The sequence below is a fragment of the Amycolatopsis sp. QT-25 genome, from assembly GCF_029369745.1.
In the GTDB taxonomy this organism is placed as follows: Bacteria; Actinomycetota; Actinomycetes; order Mycobacteriales; family Pseudonocardiaceae; genus Amycolatopsis.
Genome location: NZ_CP120210.1, coordinates 4,400,117 through 4,426,372 on the forward strand (window position 1 = coordinate 4,400,117; position 26,256 = coordinate 4,426,372).

Consider the following 26,256-nt stretch of genomic DNA (forward strand, 5'->3'; position numbering starts at 1 on the left):
TCAGCGGGGCGAGCAAACAAAATCTCGACATGCCGGACAACCACTGGGACCGCGACCGCCACGGCGTGCCGCGGAACGTCGATCGACAAGTAGTGCTCTCGCGCCGGTCGGTGTCCTCGATCCACGGCGCTCACGGCAGCGTCCGCGGCTGCGGAAGAGACCCAAGGTGTAAGCCGTGGATTTCCGGGGAAAGCCTGACCATGACCGATTTGACGAACGTTCGCGCTGGGATGACCGAGGTGGCCGGGCGAGCGGGCCAGATCGCCGCCATGCGCCGGATGCTGCTCGCTTTCGGCGTCGGTGGAGCGCTGGGCTGCCTGGCCTGGATGGCGATCTGGCTCGCGACCCAGCTCTGAACGACCTTCCGGCGAACCCGCGCCCGCGTCAGGTCGCCGCGGATCGACGCTCGGGTCCCCGCTTCTCCTTTGCTCGAGTTTCAGGCATCGGGCCGTGCCGACTCCTGCTGCCGTCGACCAGGTCTTCGGGTTTGGTGCCATCGGCGATGAGCGCCCCTAGGAGGATCTTCGACGTCGGCGTCTTCGCCACCACTCGGCCAGCGCCACCCCGCTGAACGGGCCCAGCCCGGCGATCCCGTGTATCCAGATGTCCGTGGCGCCGAGAAGATGGTTGATTCCGACAACGCTCAAGTAGCACAGCGCGGCAAGGGCAATGAACCACACGACCGCTCTCCGGCGCCCGCGTGGTGGCTCGACTGAGGAGCTCTCGTTCTGGAAAGTCGGCACGATGTGCAGCATGTACTGCCGGGCGATACGGCGCACCGGTGACGCGTATTCTCGCTACGTTTCCCGTGACTCACGCAGGCGCAGAACGCCGTCATCGGGCAGTGGCCCCGCCTTCGGACGCGGGCAGGGTCCTCCTGCGCTCGGATGTCGTCGTCAGTTCTGGAGTGTGCCTCGCCTCCCAGTGAGCGGGCGAGAGCGACAGCGGCCCTACGCCGACGTCGGCCGAGGTGTGATGTGATCGGTGAGGCCTCCCATCGCGTCACCCTCTCGGCGATGCCATTCGGTCGGTAAAGCCCCCGACCCGCTACCACCGTGGGGTGAGTATCGTGGCAAAACCCACCCCACGACAGGTGACCGGTAAGCGTGCCGGGACGCGGCTGACAGACTGCGGGGGTGATCGTCGGATACGTTCTCGCGCTGCTGGCGGCGCTGGCCTCGGGTAGCGGCTCGGTACTGGAGTCGATCGGGATCCGCCGCGCGGGCGCTTACGGCGGCAGCGCGCTGGACCTGGTCAATCTGCGGCGCCAATGGGTCTACTTCGCGGGCATCGGCGTCGACCTGGTCGGCTTCGCCTGCGCGGCGGCCGCGTTGCAACGGCTGCCACTGTTCCTCGTCCAGTCGGTGCTGGCGTTCAGCGTCGGCGTGACGGCCGCGATCTCCGCGTTCATGGGCACCCGCCTGGCCGCGCCGGGCTGGGCCGCGCTGGGCGTCGGGGCGGTCGGACTGATCTTGCTGGGCTTGTCGGCGCAGCCGGGCCCCGCCAAGGTGCTCCCGTCGGCGTGGCGCTGGGTTCTGCCCGCGATGGCGTTGGTCGTGGGGTCGATCGCCTGGTACTTCAGGCGCTTCGATCGTCCCTGGGTGGCGCAGGTACTCGGCTTCGCGACGGGTGTCGGCTTCAGCGTGGTCGGCGTCTCGGCGCGCACCCTGGACTTACCGTCGTCCGGCTGGGCGATCCTGGTGGAACCGGCCGTGTGGGCGATGCTCCTCAACGGCATGGCCGCGGCGGTCGCGTTCGCCCTCGCCCTGCAGAAAGGCGGGGCGACGGCGGTCAACGCGATCATGTTCACCACGAACACGGCGTTGTCCTCGATCATCGGCCTGGTCTTCCTCGACGACCGCGTCCGTGACGGTTTCACCACCTTCACGGTCGCGGGCCTGATCCTGGCCATGTCAGGCGCCATCGTCACCGCCCACTACGCCACCCAGGCCAAGGAACCCGTCCGTGGGGCTCACCTGAGCTCGTGAGGTAGTCGCGTCGACACGTCGAAGGGTGCGGTTTCCCGCAGGTCCTTGTCCGGTCGACCCCAGGGTCCGCGGATCACGCGTTGCCTAACGTCGTGACCATGCTTCTGCAGACGATCTTGTCCATCATCCTCGCCGTCGGTCCGGCCGTGGCACCGGCCACGCCGGCCATCCCGGCGTTCGAGCTACACGACCGGCTGGCCGGGCTGGTCGCCGACCGTGACATCACGGCCGGGCTGATCCACGTCCGGAACGGCACGAGTGAGTGGTCCGACGCGGTGGGCGTGCGTGACCTGGCATCGAGGACACCGGCCGCGGCCGACGGCCATTTCCGCATCGGGAGTGTCACGAAGACCTTCGCGGCCACAGTGCTCTTGCAGCTGGTCGACGGGAAGAAGCTGTCGCTCGACGACCCGATCGAGCGACACCTGCCAGGTGTCGTGCCCGATGGCGCACGCATCACCGTGCGACAGGTCCTGCAGCACACCAGCGGCCTGCACGACTACATGAGCGAACCGGGTCACTCGACCAACCGCTGGCGCGGCGACGCCCGATTCGACGACTACACGCCACACCAACTGCTGAAGGTGGCGTTCACGAAAGGCCCGGACTTCGATCCGCCGGGCGCGTCCTGGCGTTACTCGAACACCAACTACGTCGTGGCCGGCCTGCTGATCGAGAAGCTCACCGGCCATCCCTACGGCGACGAGGTGACACGCCGGATCTTGCGCCCGCTCAAGCTCACGCACACCAGCGTGCCGGGCCACCGCCCGTCCTTGCCCCGTCCGCACGCCCATGGCTACGAGCCGCTGTCCACGGCCCCGCCCAGCATCGTGGACGCCACGAAGATGGATCCGTCACTGGATTGGGCGGCCGGCGAGATGATCTCCACTACGCGAGACTTGACCACGTTCGTCACAGCTCTGACGAGCGGGGGGCTGACCAGTCAGGAAAGCCTGGCGGAGATGCGGCGGACGCGGGATGCAGATCCGCTCTTTCGCTACGGCCTGGGTTTGCAGCAATTCACGATCCCCTGCGCCCACCGCTCTGAATCCGTATGGGGACACACTGGGCAACTGATCGGTTACCTCACTTTCGCCGTCACCGACGGGAAGGGGAAATCGCTGGTCGTCTCCCTCAATCCCTACGAACAGGACTCACCTGCCGCGGCAGTGGTCTCCCTCGCGGAGGCGACTTTCTGTCGCTGACGATCCCCCGACCCGGAACGGAGGTTCAGCTCCATTCGGCCTACCGGGGACGCGCATTCAGAGCAACCTTCCCGCGCAGGAGGCGGGCCCGGTTTCGCCGTGAAGGGGCTGGGGCATCAGAGCCTCACCTCAACAAGCTGATCAAGGAGTCGGGCAGTGGCTAGCTACAACGTGAAACCGTCCAAACCCTTCGCCGTCTTCGGTGCGCTGGTGGGGGTGGCGATGCTGGTGTTCGTGTTCACCAAGGGGGTCGGGCAGGACAGCGGCTTCCTGTGGTTGTGGGCAGCGGTGTGCGTCGGCATCGTCGGATTCAACCTCTGGGCGGCTTTCTCCAAACAAGGCTCCTCGGAGGTCGTCGAGAAGCGGAACGCCGAGTAAGGACTACGAACACACCGAGGCGAGATGGGCGAGTAGCAGGGTGGTCGTGGTCTCGGCGGCCTGTTCGGGGATGTTGTGCCCGATGCCCTCGAGGATTTCCAGCCGGTACGGTCCCGTGACCCAGTTCCTGGTCGCTTCCACCCCCGAGGGAGCGACCATGGGATCGTCCGTGCTCGCGATGAAGAGCGTCGGTACCGCGACTCGCTGTTCGTGACCGGCGAAGTCGTTGGCCCGGTACCAATTCAGTGCCGCGGTCAGGGCACCCGGCTCGGAAAGCCGCCGGAAGTACTCCGCACACTTCTCCGGCGGAACGCCCGGCAGCTCGGGTGGGCCCGAAGCGAGTATCTCGTTCTCGGGGAGCGGAGCGGGCTGCCGGAAGAAGTCCATGTACTTGGACGCCTCCTGCTGAGCGGGATCGGTCCGCAGGGCCTCGGCGAAGGCACCGACATGCGGCACCGAAACAGCGGTCAGCGACCGTACCCGGTGGGCATGCTTCGCCGCGGCGATCCAGGCCACCGCGGCGCCCCAGTCGTGTCCGACCAGGTCGAACCTGTGCCAGCCGAGTGCGTCGGCCACCGCCCGGACGTCCCCGACGGCATGGTCCAACCGGTAGTTCCCGATCCCGGTGGGCCGTACGTCGGGCGAGTAGCCCCGTTGGTCGGGCGCCACCGCGCGGTAACCGGCGGCGGCGAGAGCGCGCAACTGATGCTCCCATTCGATGCCGAATTCGGGAAAGCCGTGCAGTAACAGCACCTTTCGGCCATGCCGCGGCCCGGCGGCGACAGCGTCGAAAGTGCCGGCGGGGGTGGGGATCCGTAGCCGCGTGATCCGTGACGGCTCAGCGGCGGAAGCCGTACCCGCGCTGCCGAGAGAGGTGGCACCGACGACGGCCGTGGCACCCAGCTTGAGGAAAGTACGGCGAGAGGGAGAGGTCCACATTCCGCCAGCCTGTCGGCCAGGCGGCACGAAGGCCATCGGGTGCGCCCCCGTTGTCTTGCGGGGGCCGACCCCACCTGAAGATGAGCCCGAGGGGGACCGAGGAGCGGATCTCCGGTGGCGCGGGTGCTCAGGCGCCCGGCGGGTTACGTCGCGGTTCGGCAGGCGGATAGGTGTTCACCGGCGGCGCCTCGGCACCCGCGGCCGGGTAGCCGTTCATCGCGCCCGGCTTCGGTCCACGACGGGCCAGACCCGCCAAGCCCAATAGCCCGACCAGGCCCAGAAGACCCCACAGACCGTTGTCCCCGTCGGAATCGTTCCCGGCATTCCTGTCGTTCAGGTCGTTGGGGTCGTTGTCGGCCTGGTGCCATGCCTGCGTCGCGACGGCGGGCCCGGGCATGGCGGACGCCGGAACCGCTCCGGTCAGGGCGATGGCGCCGGAAATCACGAACGCGGAGACGACTTTCGCTCCCCTGTGCCGCATTTGATCATCCTTTCCTTCGATGGCAAACGATCATCGGCCTCTGCATACCCGCGTCGAGGATGTCCACACTCGGGTCGCCTCGAAGTCACCCACACGGATGTCTTACGGGTGAAATGACCGCCCACCGGTCACCCAATGACAATCGGCCACTAGGGAAGCGAGGACGACTATGACGGCGTGGTGGGGTTTGACCGGCCTACTCGGCCTGCTGGGGATCTACGGACTCGTCCGGATCCGGCATCGAGCCGAAGTCCGGGCCGAATCGGGGGCCGCGGACGCCTTCGCCCGGTATCCTGCCGCCCAGGGACCCGCGGTGCCCAACGCCGATACCGCGCACACTCCGCTCATGACCCCGGTGGTCACCCCGGAGATGATCAACGGCCCGCGTCGTTGGCGAGCTTCCCGGCCGAGCCGGGTTCGCGCTCAGACCCGGCCCCCGATGCCCCAGCACGGTCTCACCGGAACGCAGGCCGTCGCGGAGCCGATCGTCGATGCCGGCGCTGTTCCGGCCCAAGCGAGCCCGCCGCTACCGGAGACCCAGCCGGTCGCGGTACCGGAAACCCAGCCGGCGGCGGCATCGGGGACCCGGTCGGCGGCGGCGGAGGCCCAGCCGGTCGCGGTACCGGAAACCCGGCCGGCGGCGGAATCGGAGGCCCAGCCGGTCGTGCTACCGGAGACCCAGCCCGTCGCGGCGGTGCCGGAAACCCGGCCCGTCGCGGTACCGGAGACACAGCCGGCGGCGGTACCCGAAACCCACGGAACCCAGTCCGTCGCGGCGGTACCGGAGCCGCGCCCGATGGAGGAAGGCACGCTTACCGGGGAGCTCGTCGCCGACCGGCCCGATCCCGCGGAAGCCCCCAAGAAGGTGGAAGCCCCCAAGAAGGTGGAAGCCAAAGCGGCAGAGGTACCCGAACCGGCGAAACCCGGGGAAACCACGGACCGGTTCCGGCCGCGCCGTGCCCTCGAAACGGCCGTCCGGAAGGCCAAGGAAACCAAGGGGCTCCTGCGGCGGAACTGACCACAGGATTCGAGGGGGCGCGGGCCGGACCCCCAGCACCGGCCCGCGCCCGGCGGTCGCGGCACTTTTCTCGGCCGCCGAGAGACCTGTACCACCTGACCATCGTGCGGCGGGGACGGGTCCCGCGCATGGGTGCAGGGCCCCCATATTCGGCGTGGCGGGTGACCGATCGCGGGAGAGCCGATCGTCACTCTCCGGGCATCTTCGTGCGTGCGCTGAATGTGGGTGTGCCGCCCCCATGTGCGGTCCGTGCCGAACTGAAAGCATGACTGCCGTGACGCCCCAGCCCACGGCGACGTCCCTGCCGCCGAAGTGGTGGGTGCACGGCCGGACCCCGCGCGAACGCACGGCGATGACCAAGCCCGCATGGGCGGACTTCGCCGAACACGCCGTCACCGCGCTTCTGCCGAAGCGTCCCCCAGTCGGTGACTGGCGTGCCGCGTTCGCCGGGGTCTTCAGGTCGTTCGTCGACGCCGCCACTCGTGCAGCGGTCCCGAATGATCTCGCCGGCGCCGACGTCGAAGCACTCCGCCGGGGTTTCGCGGCCCAACTCGACCAGCATCTGCTCAAACTCTCGATCCGTACGCTCGTGCTGGAACTCCACCGCGCCCGCAAGGCCGGGATCCTTCAGGGCGAGACACCCGAAGAGCGCTTCGCGGACTTCGTACGACAACAGTCCACCCCCGCCGGGCTCGTCCGGCTGTTCAGCGAATACCCGGTCCTGGCCCGGCTCCTGGCCCAGGCCTGCCTCCACGCCGCCGAGGCCCACGCCGAAACACTGGCTCGCTTCTCGGCCGACGCCGCCGCATTGCCCTGCTCGGTGGTGGACGGCGAAGTCGGCACGCTGGTCGAGGTCGCGGGCGGGATCGGCGACTCGCACGCACGCGGGCGTTCGGTCAAACTGCTCCGCTTCTCCAGCGGTGCCAAGGTGATCTACAAACCCCGTCCGCTGATCCTGCACGAACGGTTCACCGACGTCGTCGAGCAGCTCAACAAACGACTGCCCGGCCTCCATCTCCGCACCGCCGACGCACTCCAGCGCGACGGGTACGGCTGGCTCCGGTTCGTCGAGCACCGGCCGTGCGCCGACATCGCCGACGTGGACCGCTTCTACCGCCGTCAGGGCATCCTGCTGGCGCTCCTGCACGCGCTCGACGCCACCGACGTCCATTACGAGAACATCATCGCCTGCGGTGACCAGCCGGTGCTGATCGACATCGAGACGCTGTTCCAGCCGTCGCCCCCCGATCCGCCGGCGGGCGACCCGGCCGCGGTGATGCTGGCGCGGTCGGTGCAGCGCACGCTCCTGCTCCCCCAGTTGTTCGCCGGCGAGCACGGCGCCGTCGACATCTCCGGCCTGGCGGGCCGCGGTGGCAAGCTGCCGACCGACCGGGTCGATTGGGCGGATCCGGGCACCGACCACATGCGGCTGATCCGGGTCCCCGGTGAACTCGCGGGCGGGAACAATCTCCCGCGCCTCGACGGCCGCGATGTCACCCCCGCCGAGCACAGCGCGGCGCTGCTGGCCGGGTTCCGGCTCGGCTACGACGCGATCTCCACCGGACGGGACGAACTCGCCGAGCTTCTCCGGCGCTGCGCCGAGGATCCCATCCGGGTGCTCATCCGGCCGACGAACTTCTATTTCCGCCTGCTCGACGAGACCACGCACCCCGACCTCCTGCGGGACGCCGCCGACCGCGACCACGCGTTCGACCTGCTCGAAGAGGACTCGGCGGACGAGGAGAAACTGCTCCGGCTCGTCCCGCACGAGCGGGCCGACCTGTGGGCGGGTGACGTGCCGATGTTCACCTCGAACCCCGGCTCGACGTCGCTGCTGGATTCGCGCGGTGACAGCATCGACGGAGTGGTCGACCGGGCGTCGCTGGACACCGTGCTGGCCAAGATCGCCGACATGGATCCGCTCGACCAGCGCGACCAGGAATGGCTGATCTCGGCCACCCTCGCGATCAGCACGGCGAGCGAGGACCACCACGGCGGCGGCGAGACCGCGGAAACGGCGGTGCCGAACCAGGCACCCGACCCGGAACGCCTGCTGCTCACCGCGTGCGGGATCGCCGACCACATCGTCGCCAACGCCTTCTCCGACGAGCACCGCTCGAACTGGCTCGGGATCGAACTCGTCGACGACCGCTATTGGACCGTGTTGCCGATGGGGGCGGGACTCGGCGAGGGCTATTGCGGGGTCGCGTTGTTCCTCGCCCAGCTCGCCGAGCTGACCGGGATCGCGCGATACCGCGATCTGGCCGCGTACGCGATCAGCCCGCTCCCCGGCCTTTTCTCCACTCTTCGCGCCGATCCCGGACTGACCGCCGCCGCCGGCTGCGGCGGGCTTCTCGGGCTCGGCGGTGTCGCGTACACGATCGCCCGGCTCAGCACCCTGGTCGGCCTTCCCGCTGGCGACCTCATCGAGCAGGCCGTCGACCTGATGCCCGAAGCCACCCCCGAGACGCCGTCCGGTTTCACGACGGGGCTGGCGGGCGGGGTCGCGTCGATGCGCTCGGTGTATGTCCAAACAGGACTGGAGGCGGCACTGAAGCGGGCGGACCGCTACACCGGGCAGCTACTGGAGCGCGACCGTCCACATGAGACGGGTTTCGCCCGCGGTCCGGCCGGGATCGACTGGGTCCTGCGGGCACACGACCGGTCCGGCGAAGAACCACCCCGAAAGGCGGACGTTCGGGCGGAAAGCACCGGCGGCTGGTGCGAAGGTCTCGCGGGTGCGGCGCTCGGCCAGGCCGCCCACCTGGCGGATCCCGGATACGCCCGTGACCTGGACCGGACGATCAACCGGCTGGCCGACGGGGCACCGCTGAAGGATCTCAGCCTCTGCCACGGCGAATCCGGAGTACTGGAAGTGTTGTGCGTGCTGGCGGAGAACGGGCACACTGGCGCCGCAGCCGCGGTACGCCGCCGTACCGGTCATCTGCTCGCCGCCATCGATCAGCGCGGTGCCCGCTGCGGCACCCCGGGCGCGGTCCCCGCGCCAGGGCTGCTGAACGGTCTGGCGGGGATCGGCTACGGCCTGCTGCGGCTGGGCTTCGGCGACCGGGTCCCGTCCGCGCTGCTGCTCCGCCCCGACCGGCCGCATCCCGCGGCCACCGTTGTCCCGCCGGTAAACCGAGTATGAGGAGAAGAACCGAATGTACGAAAGAGATCTGTCCGCCACCGAAGACGTCCTCGGCGCCGTGAACCTGCCCCGCGCCCTCGAGGTCGGCTCGCGCAACCACGCGCTGGCGGGCAGCAAACCGCGGCTGAGCGCCAACCCGCTCGCCACCCTGTCCACGGACCCCGGTTCGCCGTCCGTCGTCAGCCTTCTCGCCGGCGGTTGGATCTGAGGTTCGCCGAAGCTCACGAAGGCGGGTTCGCGCCGCCCGCCTTCGTGATCGCTTCTCCCCGTGACCGCGGAATCCGCTCGCTATAGTCACGATGGTGGGATTCCGTTCGTCGCGGGTGATCGGTCGCGACGCCGAGCTGAACGAGCTTTCCGAAGCTCTCGATCGCGCCATCGCGGGTCGCGGCGGCGCGATCTTCCTCGTCGGCGAAGGCGGCATCGGCAAATCCCGCCTGGCCATCGAAGCCGCCTCCCGAGCGGTCGCCGCCGACATCCCGGTTCTGCAGGGAAGGGCGGGTTCGATCGGTCCGCTCGTCCCGTTCCGGCCGCTGACCCAGGCACTGTTGTCGCACTTCCGCGGCGGCGGCCCGCCGGCGGCAGCCGAACTCGACCCGTTCATCCCGGTACTCGCCCAGCTCGTTCCCGACTGGAGCCAAGGCGACCGGCCACGGGAATCGGGCTCCCTGCTGGTCCTCGCCGAAGCGGTGTTCCGGCTGCTGGCCGTCACCAGCCGTGACCGCGGGGCGCTCCTGGTCCTCGACGACCTCCAGGACGCCGACGCCGAAACGCTGTTCATCCTCGAATACCTCGTCGACAACCTGCCCGCGGCGCAGACCCTGTTCGTCGGCACGCTCCGCAACGAACCCTCCGACGCCCTCCACCTCGCGACCTCCGGTGCCCAGCGAATGAGCTGCACCGTCGTCGAACTCGGCAGGCTCGGTCTCGCCGACACCCGCGCACTCGCCGCGGCCTGTCTGGACACGGAACCGGGGAACCTTCCGTCGCCCGCGGCGGAACTGTTGTGGCGCAACAGCGCCGGCCTGCCGTTCATCGTGGAGGAACTGCTGCACGGTATGGTGAACGAGGGGCTGCTGGTCGAGGGCCGGGACGGCTGGCGGGTCATCGGCGAACTCCGCGCCCGCGTACCCGCCGCCCTGGTCACCAGTATCGGCGTCCGGATGGAGCAACTCGGCGAGCAGGCGGGCGAACTGCTGTCGGTCGCCGCGGTCATCGGCCGCCGTTTCCCGCTGACGGTGGTGCAGACGGTCACCGGCACCAACGACCGGACGCTGCACAACCACTTGAGCGCCGCGGTCTCGGCGAACCTGGTGACCACCGACGAGACGACGCCGGGCTGGTACGCCTTCCGTCATCCGTTGACCGCGGAAGCGTTGCTGGCACGCCAGTCACCGGCCCGGAAGGCGGCGCTCGCCCGTCAAGCCGCCGACGTGGTCGAGAAGCTGTACCCGGGTTTGCCGGGCGATCTGTGCGCGCTCGTCGCGTCGCTCCGGCTGACCGCGATGGACGAACGGGCCGCGGGCCACCTGTTCGCGCGGACCGGCCGTCGCGCCCTCGACGCCGGTGCCGCGGATTCCGCGGTCACGATGCTCACCAAAGCCGTCGACCTGCTCGCCGGGGCCGACGCGGGTGACCGGGCCGAGGTGCTGGAGACACTGTTGTACGCGCTCGGGCAGACCGGCCAATTCGACCGCGCCGTCGAACTTTCGGCGGGCTTCGGCGAGATCGGCACGCTCGAACGGGCAGCCAAACTGCACACTCAGCTCGCCTGGGCCGCCTACATCGCCGGACGGCACGACGAATGCCTCGGTCAGATCGAACGCGCCCGCGCTCCGCTCGGTTCGGCGATCTCGCCCGCTCAGCGGGCCGCGCTCGACGCCGTCGAAGCGAATCTCTGGCTCGACGTCCCCGGCAAGACCGGCACGGCGGAACGGCTCGCGCGTCAGGCGTGGAAGGTGGCCGAGAAGACCGAACAGCCGTTCGTCGTATGTCAGGCACTGCAGGTGCTCGGCATGCTCGCGCTGTCGCGGGACCTCTCCGAATCCGAGCAGTACATGCAGCTCGCGCGGCGAACCGCGGAGGACAACCACCTGCACCACCTCCGCACCCAGGCGCTGGTCCGGCTCGGCGGGCATCGCGTGCTGATGAACGGTGACGAGCAGACCCTGCTGCTCGCCCGCGCGGACGCCCAGCGGACCGGGTCGATCACCCTGCACTGCGCGGTCGATTCGGTGCGCACCATGCACGCGATCCTGCGCTGCGAGTTCGACACCGCGCACGCACTGCTGGAAGAGAATCTCGCCGTGCTCGGCAGGCTCCGGCTGACCGCGTTGCTCCAGTACGCGCATATGACCAGGGCGATGTCGGCCGGGCACCGCGCCGACCGCCCGGCGATGGAGCGGGCACTCGACGACTTCCGGAAGAGCGGTGGCGAGAACGCGCAGGAGATGGTGCTGAGCATCGGGCTGGCACGGGTCTTCTGTTCGCTGCTCGAGGAGGATTTCGAACGGGCTCGCCGCGAACTCGACCAGGTCATCGAACTGGAGGACCGGCGGCCGAGCCGATTCCACCTCGCCGGACAGCACGGGCTCCGGACGCTCGTCGACACCCTCGGCGGTGCTCGCTGTCCGGAGGCGGGCTCCGCCGTGAGCGGGATGCGATGGAACCGGCAGTTCGTCGAGTTCGCGCACGCCGTCGAGCACGGCAGGCGCGGCGACACGGTGGAAGCCGAACGGTCGGTGGCCGCCGCGCTGGAGACGTCGGTGCCCTATCCCCTCGCCCGGCACCTCGGGCTCCGGCTGATCGCCGAACCGGCCGCCGCCGACGGCTGGGGGGATCCGGCAGGCTGGCTCAACGAGGCCGAGCAGTACTTCCACGGCAGGAACATCCAGGCGGTCGCCGCCGCCTGCCGGAGCCTGCTGCGCAAGCTCGGCGCCCCCGTGCGACAGCGCCGGTCCGGGGTCGACCGGGTCCCCGGTGACCTGCGCGCGTCCGGGGTCACCGTCCGCGAATACGAGGTGCTGGTGCTGCTCGCCGAGCGCATGGGCAACAAGGACATCGGCGCCCGGCTGCACATCTCGCCCCGCACGGTCGAGAAGCACGTCGCGAGCCTGCTCGCCAAGACCGGCCTCGCCGATCGTTCGGCCCTCGCCGAACACGTCGCCGGGCCACGACCTGGCATGCTGTGAACCATGAGCGACCTCACCGTCTACGGCGCCGGCTGGTGCCCCGACGTCGAACGCAGCCGTGCCCTGCTGGACGCGAAAGGCATCGAGTACGACTACATCGACGTCGAAGCGAACACCACCGCCGAGGAAACCGTACGAGCGCTGCAAAACGGTGAACGCCGGATCCCGACCATCGTCTGGCCGGACGGCACCCACCTGGTCGAACCGAGCGACCACGAACTCACCACGCACCTGAACCGATGACCCTTCCGGACGTCCCGGTGGGCACGAGGGTCGTCGTGCGACACCGGATCGAAGGCGGATTCACCGACGCGCTCGGCTACCTGCGCTCCCGTGACGACGCGGAATGCACGGTGGAGACCAAACGCGGGCTCGTGACGATCCCGCTGGCGGACATCGTGCTGGCGAAGACCGTTCCTCCTCCCCCGCGACCGCGTCCTCGCCCGGCCTGATCACTGTTTCGTCCCGGCGCTTCCGGGTAAGTGAGGGAATCCCCTTCAGGAGGTCCCCTTGGCTGCCACAACAGAAGACCCGGACGGTCCCACGGAATTGTCCCGCCGATCGTGGTGGGCGGTGCTCAAACGGACGTTCACCCAGTTCAACCACGACAACATGCTGGACTGGGCGGCCGCCCTCACTTATTACGGCGTCCTCTCGCTCTTCCCCGGGCTGCTGGTCCTCACCGCGATCCTCGGTCTACTCGGCCCGTCCGCGACCCAGAGCCTGATCGACAACGTCGGCCGGATCGCCCCCGGCCAGGGCCGGGACATCCTGGTCGGCGCGATCGAGGAGCTGTCCAAGTCCGGCGGACTGGCCGGAACGGCGGCGATCATCGGCTTCGTGGGCGCGTTGTGGTCGGCGTCCGGCTACATCGGCGCGTTCATGCGTGCGTCCAACGTCATCTACTCGATGCCCGAAGGCCGCCCGATCTGGAAGACCGTGCCCTTGCGGGTCGGACTCACCATCGCCGTCCTGATCGTCCTCGCCCTGTGTGCCGCCGGCGTGGTGGCGACCGGCGGGGTCGCACGCTACCTCGGAGATCTGATCGGCCTCGGTTCGACCGGTGTCCTGGTCTGGGACATCGCGAAATGGCCGGTGATCGCTTTGCTGGCGGGCTTGGCGTTCGCGATGCTCTACTGGGTGAGCCCCAACGTGCGGCAGCCGAAGTTCCGCTGGCTGACGCCGGGCGGGCTCGTGGCCGTGGTGCTCTGGGCCGCCGCCACCGCCGGATTCGCCTTCTACGTGAGCAATTTCGGCTCGTACAACAAGGTCTACGGTTCGCTCGCCGGGGTCATCGTGTTCCTGATCTGGCTGTGGATCTCGAACATCGCCGTCCTCCTCGGCGCCGAGCTGGACGCCGAACTCACGCGGGGCAAGGAGCGTGCCTCCGGACGCCCCGCCGAAAGCGAGCCGTTCCTCCCGCCGCGTGACACCAGGGCGATGGACGACGACGAAGCGGCCGCCGTCGCCGAAGCCGAAGCGAAGGCCGCCGACTGATTCCTTCGGCCGACACCGCACATGTCGAGGGCAAGGCAACCGTGTCCGGACGTCGAAGCCTTGCCTGGCGTGATCGCCACCGGGATCGAGTGCTTTGCGTAGCCTCGCGCCGGGGTCGTGAGGGTGAGGACGGCTAGGGCCAAGAGTGTCTCGGATACCTACTGCATTCGAGCTTCGGCTGATCGCAGATCTGTGAGGGCCTCCTTCCCCGGCTGAAAGCCCGGGAAGGAAGCCCTCACGTACTTCAACAGGGTGTGGGTCGGGTTTCGTCGGCCGTGCCGGTGCGCCTGAGGTACATGAAGGCCCCCTTCCTTGCGCCCAGCGCAAGGAAGGGGGCCTTCATGTACCTCCGTGAGAGAGAACCACGACGGCGGCATAGCGGGTGCGGGGGCGTGATGTTCCTTGTGGATTGTTGAAAGCCACGCAAGGCCCTTCAGCGATTTCGCGCCTGCTTCCGACTTCAGTACGCCAAGTTCGCCTTACCCCTCAATAAGAGGAGCCCTTCCCCGGCAATACTGGGGAAGGGCTCCGTCAGTTCTCTACTAGCTCTTGCTCGACTTCGTGGCCTTCTTCTTCGCGTCCTTGACCTTACCCTTTACCGTCCCGATCGCGTCCTGGATCGGCGCGTAGGTGCCATAGAGCGCGGGGTCGGGCTTCGGAGCGGTGCCGGGGCCGCCGAGGGCCTCGGGCTCCATCAGATACTCGATCCCGTCCTCGCCGAAGCTCCAGCCACCCTTCGCACCGTCCGGGCCGTCGGAGAGATGCCAGATGGTGTTGTTGTGCTCCTGGTTCTCCTCGTCGAACAACGCCGTCGGCGCGATGTCGCTTTCCAGGCCGTCGGCCTTGAGCTCCTCGATCGCGGCGAGCCACTGCTTCTGGTGGACCGTGTCCCGCGCGAGGTTGAACTGCAGCATGGCCTTCACGCCCGGGTCGTCGGTCATGTTGTACAACCTGGCCGTCTGCAACCGGCCCTGCGCCTCGGCCGCGACGTTCGCCCGGAAATCGGCCAGCAGGTTGCCCGACGCCACGACGTAGCGACCGTTCCAGGGATAGCCCTGGCTGTCGCTCGGCGTGGCGCCACCACCGGAGATGATCGCCTGCTGGGGATCCATCCCGCCCAGGATCGCCGCGGTGGCCGGATCCTTCGCGGCCTCGGCCACCGTGGTGGCGGGAGCACCTTCGAGCAGCCGGGCGACCATCGTCGCGAGCATTTCGACGTGACCGATCTCCTCGGTCGCCGTGTCCATGATCAGGTCCTTGTACTTGCCCTCGATGCGGCAATTCCAGCCCTGGAACAGGTACTGCATGGTGACGGTCATTTCACCGTAGGCGCCACCGATGAGCTCCTGCAGCTTGCGCGCGTACAGGGCGTCGGGCTTTTCCGGCTTGGCCTCGAACTGGAGCGATTTGGTATGACGGAACACTGAGAAACCTCCGAAGAATTCAAGAATAAACAGGTACTAGCGCGAGTCGGCGATCGGCGCCTTCGAACTGGAGAGCGGGATGAGCCCGAGGGCGAGCATCCCGACGGCGAGCCCGAGGTGCAGCCAGTTGTCCGCGTTGTTGACCGGCACGAAATTGGCCGCCGAGCCGTGGTCGATCAGCAACCCGTACAGCCAGAGCACGAGGTAGATCACCCCGCCACCGACGAGGAACGCCTTCGCGCCGCTCACCGTCCGGGCCAACAGGATCCCCGCGACGCCGAACGCCAAGTGGACGATGTTGTGCAGAATCGACACCTGGAACACGCCCAGCAGCAACGCGCCGGACTCGTGACCGGCGCCGCTCAGCTGTTCGTAGTTCGTCGTGATGCCGGGGATGAAACCGAGGATGCCGACGAGCAGGAAGACCGCGCCCACGCCGAGGGCGATGAGTTGACGCGGAGCCCGCCGAACCGTGGCCGGCGATGCAGTCATGTTTTCCTCCGATCCAGGTGAATGGGGAACTGTGCGAACATCGTGTCGAGTACCCGGACGAAGGCCGTTCACACCGGAGATCCGGCTTTAGTGATTTCGTGCGAATTCCCGTGTAACCCGGCCGGACGGGGGTAGCCAGCGCGGAGCACGTACGTCACAAGGAGGTCGGAATCGTGGCTGAGGACGCCGCAACGCAGGCCGGGCTCGGCGGCAAGCTCTTCCGTGCCGGATTCCGCGCTCTCGCGGCCCTGCGCGGGGCGCGAGCCTTCCACCCGGATGGGCTACTGCTTACAGGCGAATTTCGCGGCCTGAATTGTGACGACCTCGTCCTGCCGGAGGAGCCGGTGGCCGTCATCGTACGGATGTCCAAAGGGGTGGGTCTTCCGGGACGGGTGCCGGACGCGCTGGGACTGGCGGTGCGGATCCCCTCCATCGACGGTCTTCCCTGGGATCTGACGCTGACCACCTCGGGCACCGGACTGGTCGGCCGCGTTCTGCCGCGGCCGGCGCGGGCCTGGACCACCGGGCGATACAGCACGCTGCTGCCCTATCGCACGGAAGGCGAACTGGTCTGGCTTTCGGCCCGCGCGGAGACGTCACGGCACGCCGAAGCGTCCTTGGACGCCTTGAGGCGCCTGGTGGTGGAAGAGCCGGTGACCTATCTCTTCGAGACCGTCCGCGCGAACGGGCGCCGGAAGCCTTGTGCGACGCTGACCCTGCACGAGGTGGCCGAAGACTCGGCCCGCCTCGCTTTCGATCCGATGCTGCACCATCCGCGAGGGTGGGAGCCGCGGCCCGGCTGGCTCACCGGGCTTCGCGAGCGGGCCTACGAAGGCAGCCGTGAGGGCCGCTGATCAGCCGGCGAGGGGCTTGTCCAGCACGGCCTTCACGTGGCTGAAGTTGTCGATGGAGTAGCGGCCGTGATAGCGGCCCATCCCGCTCTCGCCCACCCCGCCGAACGGCAACTCCGGCGCCGCGAGGTGGATGATCGCCGCGCCGAACACCAAGCCACCTGAGGACGTCTCCGCCTCGATCCTGCGCTTGGTTTCGGCCGATTCGGTGAAGGCGTACAACGCCAGCGGCTTGTCCCGTTCGTTGACGAACGCCAGCGCCGCGTCGACGTCGGGCACCTCGATGATCGGCAGGATCGGGCCGAAGATCTCGTCACGCATCACCGGGGCATCCGGGGAAACACCGGTGAGCACGGTGGGGGCGATGTACTTCTCGTCGCGGTCGGCCTGACCGCCGACGACCGCGGTTCCGTCGCCCAGCAACGCGGTGAGCCGGTCGTGATGTCGTGTGGAGATGATGCGGCCGTAGGAGTCGCTGGTGGCGGGGTCCTCGCCGAACATCGCTTCGACGGTCGCGGCCAGCTGCTCGGCGAGTTTCGGGCCGGTGTCACCGATCGCGAGGACGTAGTCGGGCGCGACGCAGGTCTGGCCGGCGTTGGCGAACTTGCCGTACGCGAGCCGTTGCGCGGTCACCGCGAGATCCGCGCCCGGCTCGACGATCGCCGGACTCTTCCCGCCCAGTTCCAGCGTGACCGGCGTGAGATGCTTCGCGGCCGCGGCCATGACGATCCGGCCGACCGTCCCGTTCCCGGTGTAGAAGATGATGTCGAACTTCTGCTCCAGCAGCGCCGTCGTCTCCGGGATCGCACCCTCGACGACCCGGACGCCCTCGACGTAGTCCGGCAGATGCTCGGCGATCGCGGCCGACGTGTTCGGGGACAGCTCACTCGGCTTCACGACCGCGCAGTTCCCCGCCGCCAGTGCTCCGACCAGCGGCGCGAGCGCCAGCTGCAGCGGATAGTTCCACGGACCGATGATCAACGCGACCCCGAGCGGTTCACGTACGACGCGGCCGCTCCCCGGCCGCAGCGGATACGGCAGCTCGGCGGGCTCCGGCGCCAGCCAGGAGTCGAGGTGCTCCAGCGTGTGGTCGATCTCATTGCGCACCAGTGCGATCTCCGCGCGCTTCGCTTCGGCGGTGTTCTTGCGCAGATCGGCATAGAGCGCTTCGAGGAACACGTCGGCCCGCTCGGACAGGAGCTTCCGCAGGCCCATGAGCTGCGTTCGGCGCCAATCCATCGGTTTCGTGGCGCCGGAACGGAAGAAGTCACGTAGTTCTTCGACTACGGCGGAGGCATCACTGCTGGTCATGGATCCGAGCCTAGCGACGTCGTGAAGAAGCTGTTCGACGCCGAGCGGTATAGGGCGTTATACACAAGCGACTGAAGAGCGCTTTCCCCGCGAGACATGCGGGGAAAGCGCCTGAGATGTGGGCAAAGTCCCCTTCAGCCCTCCGGCGTCACGGCTAGCTCACCACGTTGCTCGGAGCCGTCCCCGGTGGCGTCACCGCCCCGGTGGCGTCGATGACGTGGGTGATGGCCCCCCTGTGGTTCGGCGAGACCGTCACCATGTTGTGGAACCGGACGCCGGAGCGGTTCGGCACCTCGGGTGCCGGTCAGCGGTCCGGGACGACGTAGAGCGTCGAAGCTTCCCCGCCGTGCATGGCGGCCAGGCTGGTCCGGCAGGCCATGAGCACCTCGCGGTTCGCGGCCGTGTCCGGCGGGACGCCGCAGCCGTCACAGAAGAGCTCGACCGAGCCCGGGAAGGTCTCGTCGACCTCGACGTCCACCGTGCGATCGCAGCGACGGCACCACCGGTGCCCGGTGACGACGAGGATGTGCATCGGATCGGAGATGCATTGGTGCACCCAGCGGCGGTGGACGTAACAGGTCGTCCGGACGTGCGCGCTCAGCCCGTGTTCCTCCGCCACGTCTTCCGCGGCGAGGATCGCGGCCAGCCGTCGGTCGGCGAGCTCGCCGTACCGGTCCCGCCGACGGCCTGGCGGGGACGCGTCCGCCGCCGCGAGCAGCCTGAGATGAGCCTTCGAGGGTGGCGGGGTACGTAGCACCATGTGGGTCTCGACCTTTCGGCGTCCACCGGAAGTCTTATCAGGTCATCCCCGATTTCGCCGGAGTGACACCCGACCGGGTGACAAGCCGCTGGTCGTTTGTACGGCCCTTGTATTCGCGCCGCCCATGCTGACCGGACGACCGAATCCGTTCAGGAGGCAGGAATTGTTGACCAAGGTAGCCGTGCTCGCGACAGCGACCGCGCTCTCCTTCGGCGTGGCCGCACCGGCCGGCGCCGAAGTGGCTGTGACCGCGTTGCCCGCGGCCGGCATGGAAGCGGTGCTGAAGGCCGCGCAGATCGACCCGCGCCGCGCTGACAGCGCAGTGACCCCGGGCGCCAAGGACAGCGTGCTGCTGGTGGAACAGGCGCTGGCAGCCAAGGGACTGCTCGATCAGCAGTATGTCGACGGCCACTTCGGCACGTCGACGATCAACGCGTACTCCAGCTATCAGAAGTCGCTGGGATACACGGGGATCGACGCCTCCGGCCTGCCGGGCAAGACCTCGCTCGAGAAGCTGGGCGAGGGCCGGTACACCGTCACCGCGGTGGTCTCCGCGGGAAGCCGCCTGACCTACCACGGCAAGACGATGAACACCCGGACCAAGGCGATGCTGGTGAAGGCCGAGGCGCTGCTCGGCAGGCAGCTCACCATCACGCAGGGCTCGTACAACCCCGGCGGCGTCGGTGCTTCGGCCGGGACGCACGACGGTGGCGGCGCGCTCGACATCGGCGTCGAGGGCATGTCCTCGGCCACGCGGACCGACGTCGCGCGGAAGCTGCGTCAGGTGGGCTTCGCGGCTTGGGTCCGGACCCCGGCCCAGGGCTTCGCTTACCACATCCACGCCATCGCCCTGTCCGATCCGGACCTGTCCTCCGGTGCGCAGCACCAGGCCGGTGACTACTACCTCGGCTACAACGGCCTCGCCGGCCGCGGTGCCGACGACGGCCCCGCCGTCTCGCCGAAGCTCACTTGGGAGGAGTACCAGCGGGCGTGATCCCGCCGGCCGAAGGTCACCTTCGCCGAGGCCGATCGCCGCGAAGGTGGCCTCGGACTGTCCCGGAACCCCCAGGTAGGCTTCCCCGCGACGGCAAAACCAGCGGGAAGGGAACATCGCGTGGAGGCTCAACCGGTCGGTCAGTGGCTCGACGAGCTGGCTTCGAAGGCCTCGACGCCCGGTGGTGGAGCGGGTGCCGCGATGAACGCCGCGGTCGGTGCCGCCCTGGTCTCCATGGTGTGCAACCTGACCATCGGCAAGCCGAAGTACGCCGAGCACGAGGCCGCCATGACCGAGGCGCTGGGCAAGGCCGAGGACCTCCGCCGCCGCGCGCTCGGGCTCGCCGCCGACGACGCCGCCGCCTTCGACGCCGTCGTCTCGGCCTACAAGCTCCCGAAGGTCACCGACGAGGAGAAGCAGGCCCGCTCGGCCGCGATCCAGGCCGCGCTGGTCGGCGCCGCCGACGTCCCGCTGCGCACCGCCGCCCTCGCCGCCGACGTCATCGACGTCGCCGCCTCGATCCTCGACGGTGCCAACACGAACGTCATCTCCGACATCGCGGTCGCCGCATCGTCCGCCAAATCCGCGCTCGAATCGGGCGTGGTCAACGTCGAGGTCAACCTCGCGTCCATGTCGGACGAGCAACTCCGCGAGCAGACCGAGGCCCGGCTCACCGAATACACCCCCGCCGCCGGCCGCGCCGACGCCCTCATCGCCCAGGTACGCGAAAGGCTCGCCCGATGACGCTGATCGACGGGCGCGCGATCGCCGCCGCCATCACCGCCGAGGTCACCGAGACCGCCGCCGGACTACGCGAATCGGGCACCGTCCCGACGCTGGCCGTGCTCGTGCCGACCGACGACGACGCCACCGCCTGGTACGTGCGCTCGATCGAACGCGCGGCGAAGAAGGTCGGCGTCGGCTGCCGGGTGGTCCAGCTCGAAAAGCCGACCGGCGAGGACGTCACCCGCGAACTCGACAAGCTCTCCGCGGACCCGTCGGTCCACGGCATCATCTGCCAGACCCCGCTGCCCGAAGGCGTGACGCTCGACGACGTCGGCGCGCACATCGATCCGCGCAAGGACGTCGACGGCGCCAACCCGGTCAGTCTCGGCAGGCTCACCGCGGGCCTCCCGACCTACGCTCCCGCCACCGCCGCGGCAGTGCTGGAGATCCTGAAGCGCGAGCAGGTCGCCCTGTCCGGTGCCCAGGTCGCCGTCGTCGGCCGCTCCACCGTGGTCGGCAAACCCGCCGCGCTGCTGCTGCTCGCCGAGAACGCGACGGTCACCGTCTGCCACTCGCGCACCAAGGATCTCGCGTCGGTCACCAAGACCGCCGACGTCCTGGTCGTGGCCGTCGGCCGCGCGCACTTCGTCGGCGCGGACCACGTCAAGCCCGGTGCCGTGGTCATCGACGTCGGCACGAACCCGACGCCTGAAGGCGGGCTCGTCGGCGACGTCGACCAGGCGGCCGTCGAGGAGATCGCGGGATCGATCACGCCGGTCCCCGGCGGTGTCGGCCCGGTCACGACGTCGCTGCTGCTGCGGCATACCGTCACCGCCGCGCAGTCCTGAGCCACCGGAAGCGGCGGCGAGTCCACTGAGGACTCGCCGCCTTTTCCGGTCGGCAACGCTTTCGTACTCGAGCGAGCAGTCAGGGTGTGACGGGGATGTTGGTCAGCCCCCTCACCGCCCTCGACACGGTGTTGGACGCGCGGACGACGTTGGGCCGGTCCGCGCACTTCGACGTCGACGTGATCTTGATGGCGTACTGGCCGACGCCGCCGAGATCGGACTTGTTGTCCCGCCACACGTTCCCGCAGCCATTCGGGAACGACGGGGTGGTGGCGGGGTTGTGCGTCTCGTAGCCGTTCGCGAACGTTCCTGGCGAAGCGAAGGTGCCGGTGTTGCCTTCGATCACGTACCCGGTTCCCTTGACGTCGACCCAGGAATCGGCCGAGTTCTGCCCGGAAACCCCTTGGCCGTCGAAGATATTGCCCCGGATCACGCCGTCCGCGGTGCCCTCCTTGACATCGATGGCCTCCGCGGCGACGTATGGTCCGATGTGATTGCCGAGCACCTGGATCCGGTCACCGCGGTCGACTCCGCCGGAGTTCCCGTGGCATGCCCAGTTCGAGTTCGCCGAGCCGAGGTAGACGCCCTCGCCGTAACCGGCCTGCCCGAGACCGGTGTGGCTGATCGTCGAGTCGCGGATGACGCTGTCGGCCGAGGAACGGCGGAAGTGCACGGCCTCCTCGTCGATCCGGTGCACCCGCACCCCCTCGATCAGCGTGTGGTGCGAGTTGTCGGCGACGATGCCCTTCTTCGACTCCTGCACGGTGAAACCCTTGAGCTGCCAGTACGGTGCGCCGTAGAGCCAGAACCCGTACCCGGAGTCCCAGCCCGCGGCCGGAGCCGGACAGGAGGGCGCCTCCCCGGACGGGCCGTCGTTGATCAGCACCGCGGTCGACGGTCCGGTCACCGTGATCGGCGCGACCGCCGTCCCCGGTGTCGTGCCGACGAACGAACCCCGGTAAATTCCGGCCGCCAGCCGGATGGTCTGGCCGGGGCTCGCCTCCGCCAGCGCGGCCTGCAACTCGGCCGCGGTGCCCACGTCGACGACGTCACCCGCCGGGACCGTGGTGATGGTCGTCGGCGGTTCGCTCGTGGTCGTGGTGGCCGGCACCGTGGTCGTGCTCGGTGCTCCTCCCCCGCACGGGCTGCCGTCGATCGTGCAGGCGGTCGGCAGGCCCGGTCCGGAGGTGGTGAAGCCGAAGCTCGCCGACCCGCCCGGTTCGATCGTGCCGTTGAAACCCGCGTTGGTGACCTTGTAGTGCTGTCCGGTGCGGGTGAGCACCGAACTCCACGACGTGCTGACCGCGGTGCCTGCGGGAAGATCGAATTCGATCGTCCACCGCGTACTGTTCGCGTCCCCCGCGTTGGTCAGCGTGTACTTGCCGCCGTATCCGCTGTTCCAGACCGAACTCTGGGTGAAGGCGGCGGACAGGCTCGGCGCGGCGGCCTCGGCGGTGACGACGGCGCCGAACAGGACCACCGCCGACGCCGTGGCCGCGAGCGCGGCGAGCAGTCGTTTCCTCGTCATTCCGTGCCTCCGCATTTCGTTCCGGCGATCGTGCACGCGACCGGGAGTCCCTGACCGGCGGCGTTGAAGCCGAACGTCGCCGTGCCACCGGGTTTGACGCTTCCGTTGTGGGTCGCGTTCCCGAATCGGTGGTGCTGCCCGGTCTTGGTCAGCACCGAACTCCAAGAACCGGTGACCGTCGTCCCGGCGGGCAGATCGAACTCGACCGCCCACGAGCCCACCGCGTCGGGGCAGCTGTTGGTGACGGTGAAACCGCCGCCGTAACCACCGCCCCACACCGATTTACGAATGAACGCCGCGTTCAGGCACGCACCGGGAGCCGGACTGGTCGTGGTCGTGGTGGAGGGCTGGCTTGTCGGCGAGGACGGCGGAGTCCCGTCGACGGACTTCAGGAACAGCGACGACGTGGCGTCGGTCCTGGTCGCGTCGACCCCGTGTCCACCGGTGTAGTCCCGTTGCTCGTTCTTCGCCCAGTCGGTGATCGGTGTGCCGTTGACGTCGAGGTGCTTGTACGCGGTGCCGTCCCAGCCGAAGACATGGATACGGTGCCGGTCGGCGTAGAAGTCGTTATACGGTCCGTTGTCCGTGAGCTGCTTGGTCATGGCGTTGTTGAAGAACACGTTGCGGTAGCCGGTGGCACCGGACCATTTGACGGCCTTCTTGCCCGCGCCCCACCAGATCGGGAACCAGTTCGAGTCGTCGGGACCGCCTCCGCCCTCTTCACCGCAGTGGGCCCGGCAGTTCCCCGAACGGTGCGCGTACGGGACCTTGACCGTGTTCAGCTCGAAGAGGTTGTTGCGCTCCCAGCCTCCGTGCAGGTTCAGGTCGGAGTCGAACGAGTTGCCGATCACCACGTTGCCCGAGGCGGACCACTGGAAGGTGAAATGCCGCAACAGGGTCGAGGTGTTGCCGGCATAGAGCGAGTCCCAGACCCGGGAGCCGCGGAAGTAGCCGTTGCCGCCCTTGCCCTTGTTCCACGAGCCGTCGAGTTCGTTGTCGACGATCTGGAGGTTCTTGGCCTCCTCGGTGACGATCGGATGCGAACCGGTCATCTCCGCGCGGATACCGCGGACCCAGGAGTTCGCCGCCCACTTGAACACGATCCCGTGCATCTCCGCGGCGGGCGCCATGTTCCCGTAGTTGTTGTTCGCCTCGGCGGGGTTCAGCCCCGGCATGTCCTGGGTGAAGCCGAAATTCTCGAAGCCGACGCCGACCACCGGGTCGACCAGCGGCGCCGCCTTCGAGTCGTAGACGGCGCCGTCGATCGGGGCCGAGCCGTCCGAAGTGGAGTTCACCGGGACGTCGTACTCGAGTGGCTTGTCCAGGGTGATGGTGCGCGCCGTGGGATCGAGCGCGGCGATCGTGAAGATCTGCTGGCGGATGTGCGTGTTCAGCAACGGGAACGTGGTCGGTGTGGCCTGCTGCTGCTCGTAGAACCTCTGCGAGTTGGCCGCCCGGATGTTGACCAGGTTCCCCGCGGCGAACGAGGTCAGGGCACCGCCGCTCCCCAGGTGGACGACCTTGTCCCCCATCCGCGCGGCGAAGGCGGTGTCACCCGGCTTGCCCCGCAGCTTCACCCCGGCCTTCCAATGGACGTTGATCGTGCCCTCGAAGATGTCCTTGCGGTTCGCGGGCGCCGAAGCGTGATCACTCGCGTAGGAGGTGTGCACTCCCCTGGACTGGACGCGGAACAGCCCGCGCCCCGGCCACAGCCAGCCGCCTTTGCCCGCACCCGAGGTCATCCCGTCCTCGTCCCAGTCGGAACCGTCCGGGGTGAGCGAGTCGTAGAGGGTGTTCGTGTCGGGTCTGTAGACGAACCTGGTGACGTCCTTGCCCGCGCCCCGCAGGATCAGGTAGTCGGCGTCGACGTGGATCTCGTGCGTGACGTCGAACCGGCCAGCCGGGAAGGTGATCGTGCTCAGCTTGGTGTAGCCGCCGGACGGCGAGCACGCGCTCTTGATTCCGTCGATCGCCGCCTGGATCCCGGTGGTGTCGTCGGTGCCGTCGTCGGGCTTGACGTTGTACTGGCTCGCCAGTTCCGCCGCGGTGACCTGACAGGTGGCGTTCGGATTCACTTCACCGGAGCTTGGCAGCGCGGCACCACCCCGGTACCCGGCCTTGGACCAGTCGTAGAGCCCGGCGACCGGCGTGCGGCGCTTGGCGGCGCCGACGTCGAGACCGGTCAGCGAACCGGGCCCCGGCGCCGCGTCCGCCGCGTCCGGCGGTACCTGCAGTAACGCGGCGGTGGCGACCACCGCGGCGAACGCCGGGAGGACGGCACGACGAAGAGGACTTTTTCGGGACACCCGAAACCTCCGTGACGGACTGACGGAAGGTGTTGCGGCGTGTACACCCGGACCCCGTCTTTATAGTTCACGTCACTGTCACCCGTCAATGGATGTGAATCAGGTCCATATATGTGAATGCCGCACGATCACTGTTCTCCTGAGCGGAACCGGTCGAGCACACGGCGTTCCCGCTTGGTCGGACGGCCGGCCCCCCGCTCCCGTCGCGCGACCGGCGTGGCGGCTTCGGGCGGCGGCGGGGGTGTCCGGTCGATGAAACAGGTTGCGGCGTCGGCGGCACCGACCCGTTTCTGGATCACCCGGGTCACCTCCAAGATCCGCGTCGTGTCGCTGACGCGTGCACGGACCTCGTCGCCGGCCACGACCGTGGTCGCGGGTTTGGCCGGTTTGCCGTTCACGCGGACATGGCCGCCACGACACGCCGCCGCGGCGTCCGGACGCGTCTTGGTCAGCCGGACGGCCCACAGCCAGCGATCAACTCGAGTGGACTCCACAGCAGTACATAGTGGCCCATTCGCCGTCGCGATGCCCGCGTGCCCGGCCCAAGCACGCGGGAAGAAGCACCACCTTCGTTGCCACCCGACATAGCCACAGGCATAACCTGTTCTAAGACATCAACGGCGAGGAAGATCAAGTGCGCGACGAAATCATACGGAGAAGCGCTTCTGGTCAGTTGTCCCGCCGCCTCTTATAACTGGAACTGGTTCTATCCTTGGGGCCGCGGCTCTCGGGGGACCGTTTACGCGAGAAGTTCGATCGCCGACGCCGCCCGAATCCCGGCGCTCGTCATCGGTTCCGGATACGGCGGCTGCGTCACCGCGCTCCGGCCGGCCGAGTCGAACGCGTCGGTGGTGCGCCATTCGGTCACCGCGTCGATGGACTCCGCCTCGACCTTCACACCGTCGCGTTCGGTCCGCCAGTCCAAGCAGAAGACGCAACCGTTGAGCTGCGCGATCCGCAGCCGGGCCGCCTCGAACTCGCGGAGCCCCAGCGTGGTGTGCGAGTAGACCGCCAGGGAGAGATTCGAGGCCGCGACACCGGTACCGGGCACCATCTCGCCCCACACGTAGCCGATCGGGTCCTTGCCCTCGGGAATGCCGATGCTCATCGCGCGCTCCTTCCGAGCTTGCCGGTCGCCGGTCGCAAGGGGACGTCAAGTGCGTCGTAGAGG

26 protein-coding genes are annotated in these 26,256 nt (G+C 68.6%); 16 read left to right on the plus strand and 10 right to left on the minus strand.

The features are described 5' to 3' along the window. Nucleotides 1–200: 200 nt before the first annotated feature. The 4 genes from P3102_RS20265 to P3102_RS20280 all read left to right on the plus strand — a co-directional run bounded on the left by P3102_RS20265 (nucleotide 201) and on the right by P3102_RS20280 (nucleotide 3,571). Complete coding sequence (locus P3102_RS20265) at nucleotides 201–356, plus strand: hypothetical protein (RefSeq protein ID WP_276360876.1); 156 nt, start codon at nucleotides 201–203, stop codon at nucleotides 354–356. Nucleotides 357–1,136: 780 nt separating this feature from the next. Further along, on the plus strand, nucleotides 1,137–1,988 hold the full coding sequence (locus P3102_RS20270) for a hypothetical protein (RefSeq protein WP_276360877.1): 852 nt from the start codon (nucleotides 1,137–1,139) through the stop codon (nucleotides 1,986–1,988). 98 nt (nucleotides 1,989–2,086) lie between these two features. Beyond that, entirely contained in the window at nucleotides 2,087–3,193 is a 1,107-nt protein-coding gene (locus tag P3102_RS20275) for a serine hydrolase domain-containing protein (RefSeq protein ID WP_276360879.1), read from the plus strand. 156 nt (nucleotides 3,194–3,349) lie between these two features. Next, nucleotides 3,350–3,571 carry a hypothetical protein gene (locus tag P3102_RS20280; RefSeq protein ID WP_276360880.1) on the plus strand — a complete coding sequence of 74 codons (222 nt, stop codon included), beginning with the start codon at nucleotides 3,350–3,352 and terminating at the stop codon, nucleotides 3,569–3,571. 3 nt (nucleotides 3,572–3,574) lie between these two features. Here P3102_RS20280 and P3102_RS20285 read toward each other — a convergent pair whose 3' ends face one another. Both P3102_RS20285 and P3102_RS20290 read right to left on the minus strand, forming a co-directional pair. Beyond that, entirely contained in the window at nucleotides 3,575–4,510 is a 936-nt protein-coding gene (locus P3102_RS20285; protein ID WP_276360881.1) for an alpha/beta hydrolase, read from the minus strand. A 127-nt stretch (nucleotides 4,511–4,637) separates the two neighbouring features. Next, nucleotides 4,638–4,991 (minus strand): WGxxGxxG family protein, encoded by a 354-nt coding sequence (locus tag P3102_RS20290; protein WP_276360883.1) that lies wholly within the window; start codon nucleotides 4,989–4,991, stop codon nucleotides 4,638–4,640. 187 nt (nucleotides 4,992–5,178) lie between these two features. Between P3102_RS20290 and P3102_RS20295 the strand changes: the two genes are divergently transcribed. From P3102_RS20295 to P3102_RS20325, 7 genes are all read left to right on the plus strand, one after another. Then, nucleotides 5,179–6,009, plus strand: a complete 831-nt coding sequence (locus P3102_RS20295; RefSeq protein ID WP_276360885.1) for a hypothetical protein — start codon at nucleotides 5,179–5,181, stop codon at nucleotides 6,007–6,009. Between the two features lie 265 nt (nucleotides 6,010–6,274). Continuing rightward, a complete protein-coding gene (locus P3102_RS20300; protein WP_276360886.1) occupies nucleotides 6,275–9,157 on the plus strand; it encodes a type 2 lanthipeptide synthetase LanM family protein in 2,883 nt (960 codons plus the stop codon). 13 nt (nucleotides 9,158–9,170) lie between these two features. Beyond that, complete coding sequence (locus P3102_RS20305) at nucleotides 9,171–9,365, plus strand: hypothetical protein (protein ID WP_276360887.1); 195 nt, start codon at nucleotides 9,171–9,173, stop codon at nucleotides 9,363–9,365. Nucleotides 9,366–9,456: 91 nt separating this feature from the next. Then, on the plus strand, nucleotides 9,457–12,348 hold the full coding sequence (locus P3102_RS20310) for a LuxR family transcriptional regulator (protein ID WP_276360889.1): 2,892 nt from the start codon (nucleotides 9,457–9,459) through the stop codon (nucleotides 12,346–12,348). 3 nt (nucleotides 12,349–12,351) lie between these two features. Next, nucleotides 12,352–12,591 carry a glutaredoxin domain-containing protein gene (locus P3102_RS20315; RefSeq protein ID WP_276360890.1) on the plus strand — a complete coding sequence of 80 codons (240 nt, stop codon included), beginning with the start codon at nucleotides 12,352–12,354 and terminating at the stop codon, nucleotides 12,589–12,591. Further along, entirely contained in the window at nucleotides 12,588–12,800 is a 213-nt protein-coding gene (locus P3102_RS20320; protein WP_276360892.1) for a ferrous iron transport protein A, read from the plus strand. Before P3102_RS20315 ends, P3102_RS20320 begins: the two co-directional genes overlap by 4 nt. 58 nt (nucleotides 12,801–12,858) lie before the next feature. Continuing rightward, nucleotides 12,859–13,845, plus strand: coding sequence for a YihY/virulence factor BrkB family protein (locus P3102_RS20325; protein WP_276360894.1), 987 nt, complete (start codon nucleotides 12,859–12,861; stop codon nucleotides 13,843–13,845). 542 nt (nucleotides 13,846–14,387) lie between these two features. Here the strand turns inward: P3102_RS20325 and P3102_RS20330 are convergent. After that, the gene (locus P3102_RS20330; protein WP_276360895.1) at nucleotides 14,388–15,269 is read right to left on the minus strand and encodes a manganese catalase family protein; all 882 of its coding nucleotides are present in this window, start codon (nucleotides 15,267–15,269) and stop codon (nucleotides 14,388–14,390) included. Between the two features lie 36 nt (nucleotides 15,270–15,305). Next, entirely contained in the window at nucleotides 15,306–15,761 is a 456-nt protein-coding gene (locus P3102_RS20335; RefSeq protein ID WP_276360897.1) for a DUF4383 domain-containing protein, read from the minus strand. A gap of 173 nt (nucleotides 15,762–15,934) precedes the next feature. Between P3102_RS20335 and P3102_RS20340 the strand changes: the two genes are divergently transcribed. Next, nucleotides 15,935–16,615, plus strand: a complete 681-nt coding sequence (locus P3102_RS20340; RefSeq protein WP_276360898.1) for a hypothetical protein — start codon at nucleotides 15,935–15,937, stop codon at nucleotides 16,613–16,615. On the opposite strand, the gene P3102_RS20345 is transcribed toward P3102_RS20340, so the two are convergent. Next, a complete protein-coding gene (locus tag P3102_RS20345) occupies nucleotides 16,616–17,974 on the minus strand; it encodes an aldehyde dehydrogenase family protein (protein WP_276371266.1) in 1,359 nt (452 codons plus the stop codon). It abuts the gene before it with no gap. A 116-nt stretch (nucleotides 17,975–18,090) separates the two neighbouring features. Here P3102_RS20345 and P3102_RS20350 point away from each other — a divergent pair, with 116 nt between their 5' ends. Then, nucleotides 18,091–18,249, plus strand: a complete 159-nt coding sequence (locus tag P3102_RS20350) for a hypothetical protein (protein WP_276360900.1) — start codon at nucleotides 18,091–18,093, stop codon at nucleotides 18,247–18,249. Here P3102_RS20350 and P3102_RS20355 read toward each other — a convergent pair. Next, nucleotides 18,228–18,683: a hypothetical protein gene (locus P3102_RS20355; protein WP_276360901.1), complete on the minus strand. Its 456-nt coding sequence runs from the start codon at nucleotides 18,681–18,683 to the stop codon at nucleotides 18,228–18,230. The genes P3102_RS20350 and P3102_RS20355 overlap by 22 nt on opposite strands. Nucleotides 18,684–18,846: 163 nt before the next feature. Between P3102_RS20355 and P3102_RS20360 the strand changes: the two genes are divergently transcribed. From P3102_RS20360 to P3102_RS20370, 3 genes are all read left to right on the plus strand, one after another. Next, nucleotides 18,847–19,677: a peptidoglycan-binding protein gene (locus P3102_RS20360; RefSeq protein ID WP_276360903.1), complete on the plus strand. Its 831-nt coding sequence runs from the start codon at nucleotides 18,847–18,849 to the stop codon at nucleotides 19,675–19,677. A 120-nt stretch (nucleotides 19,678–19,797) separates the two neighbouring features. Then, nucleotides 19,798–20,421 carry a cyclodeaminase/cyclohydrolase family protein gene (locus P3102_RS20365; protein WP_276360905.1) on the plus strand — a complete coding sequence of 208 codons (624 nt, stop codon included), beginning with the start codon at nucleotides 19,798–19,800 and terminating at the stop codon, nucleotides 20,419–20,421. After that, nucleotides 20,418–21,251: a bifunctional 5,10-methylenetetrahydrofolate dehydrogenase/5,10-methenyltetrahydrofolate cyclohydrolase gene (locus P3102_RS20370; protein ID WP_276360906.1), complete on the plus strand. Its 834-nt coding sequence runs from the start codon at nucleotides 20,418–20,420 to the stop codon at nucleotides 21,249–21,251. The genes P3102_RS20365 and P3102_RS20370 overlap by 4 nt, the downstream gene beginning before the upstream one ends. A 79-nt stretch (nucleotides 21,252–21,330) precedes the next feature. Here the strand turns inward: P3102_RS20370 and P3102_RS20375 are convergent, their stop codons facing one another. The 4 genes from P3102_RS20375 to P3102_RS20390 form a co-directional block, all read right to left on the minus strand. After that, nucleotides 21,331–22,779 carry a cellulose binding domain-containing protein gene (locus tag P3102_RS20375; protein ID WP_276360908.1) on the minus strand — a complete coding sequence of 483 codons (1,449 nt, stop codon included), beginning with the start codon at nucleotides 22,777–22,779 and terminating at the stop codon, nucleotides 21,331–21,333. Next, on the minus strand, nucleotides 22,776–25,085 hold the full coding sequence (locus P3102_RS20380; RefSeq protein WP_276360909.1) for a cellulose binding domain-containing protein: 2,310 nt from the start codon (nucleotides 25,083–25,085) through the stop codon (nucleotides 22,776–22,778). The genes P3102_RS20375 and P3102_RS20380 overlap by 4 nt, the downstream gene beginning before the upstream one ends. Nucleotides 25,086–25,213: 128 nt before the next feature. Beyond that, on the minus strand, nucleotides 25,214–25,579 hold the full coding sequence (locus tag P3102_RS20385) for a S4 domain-containing protein (RefSeq protein ID WP_276360911.1): 366 nt from the start codon (nucleotides 25,577–25,579) through the stop codon (nucleotides 25,214–25,216). Nucleotides 25,580–25,824: 245 nt separating this feature from the next. Then, nucleotides 25,825–26,193: a carboxymuconolactone decarboxylase family protein gene (locus P3102_RS20390; protein WP_276360912.1), complete on the minus strand. Its 369-nt coding sequence runs from the start codon at nucleotides 26,191–26,193 to the stop codon at nucleotides 25,825–25,827. Between the last annotated feature and the right edge of the window lie 63 nt (nucleotides 26,194–26,256).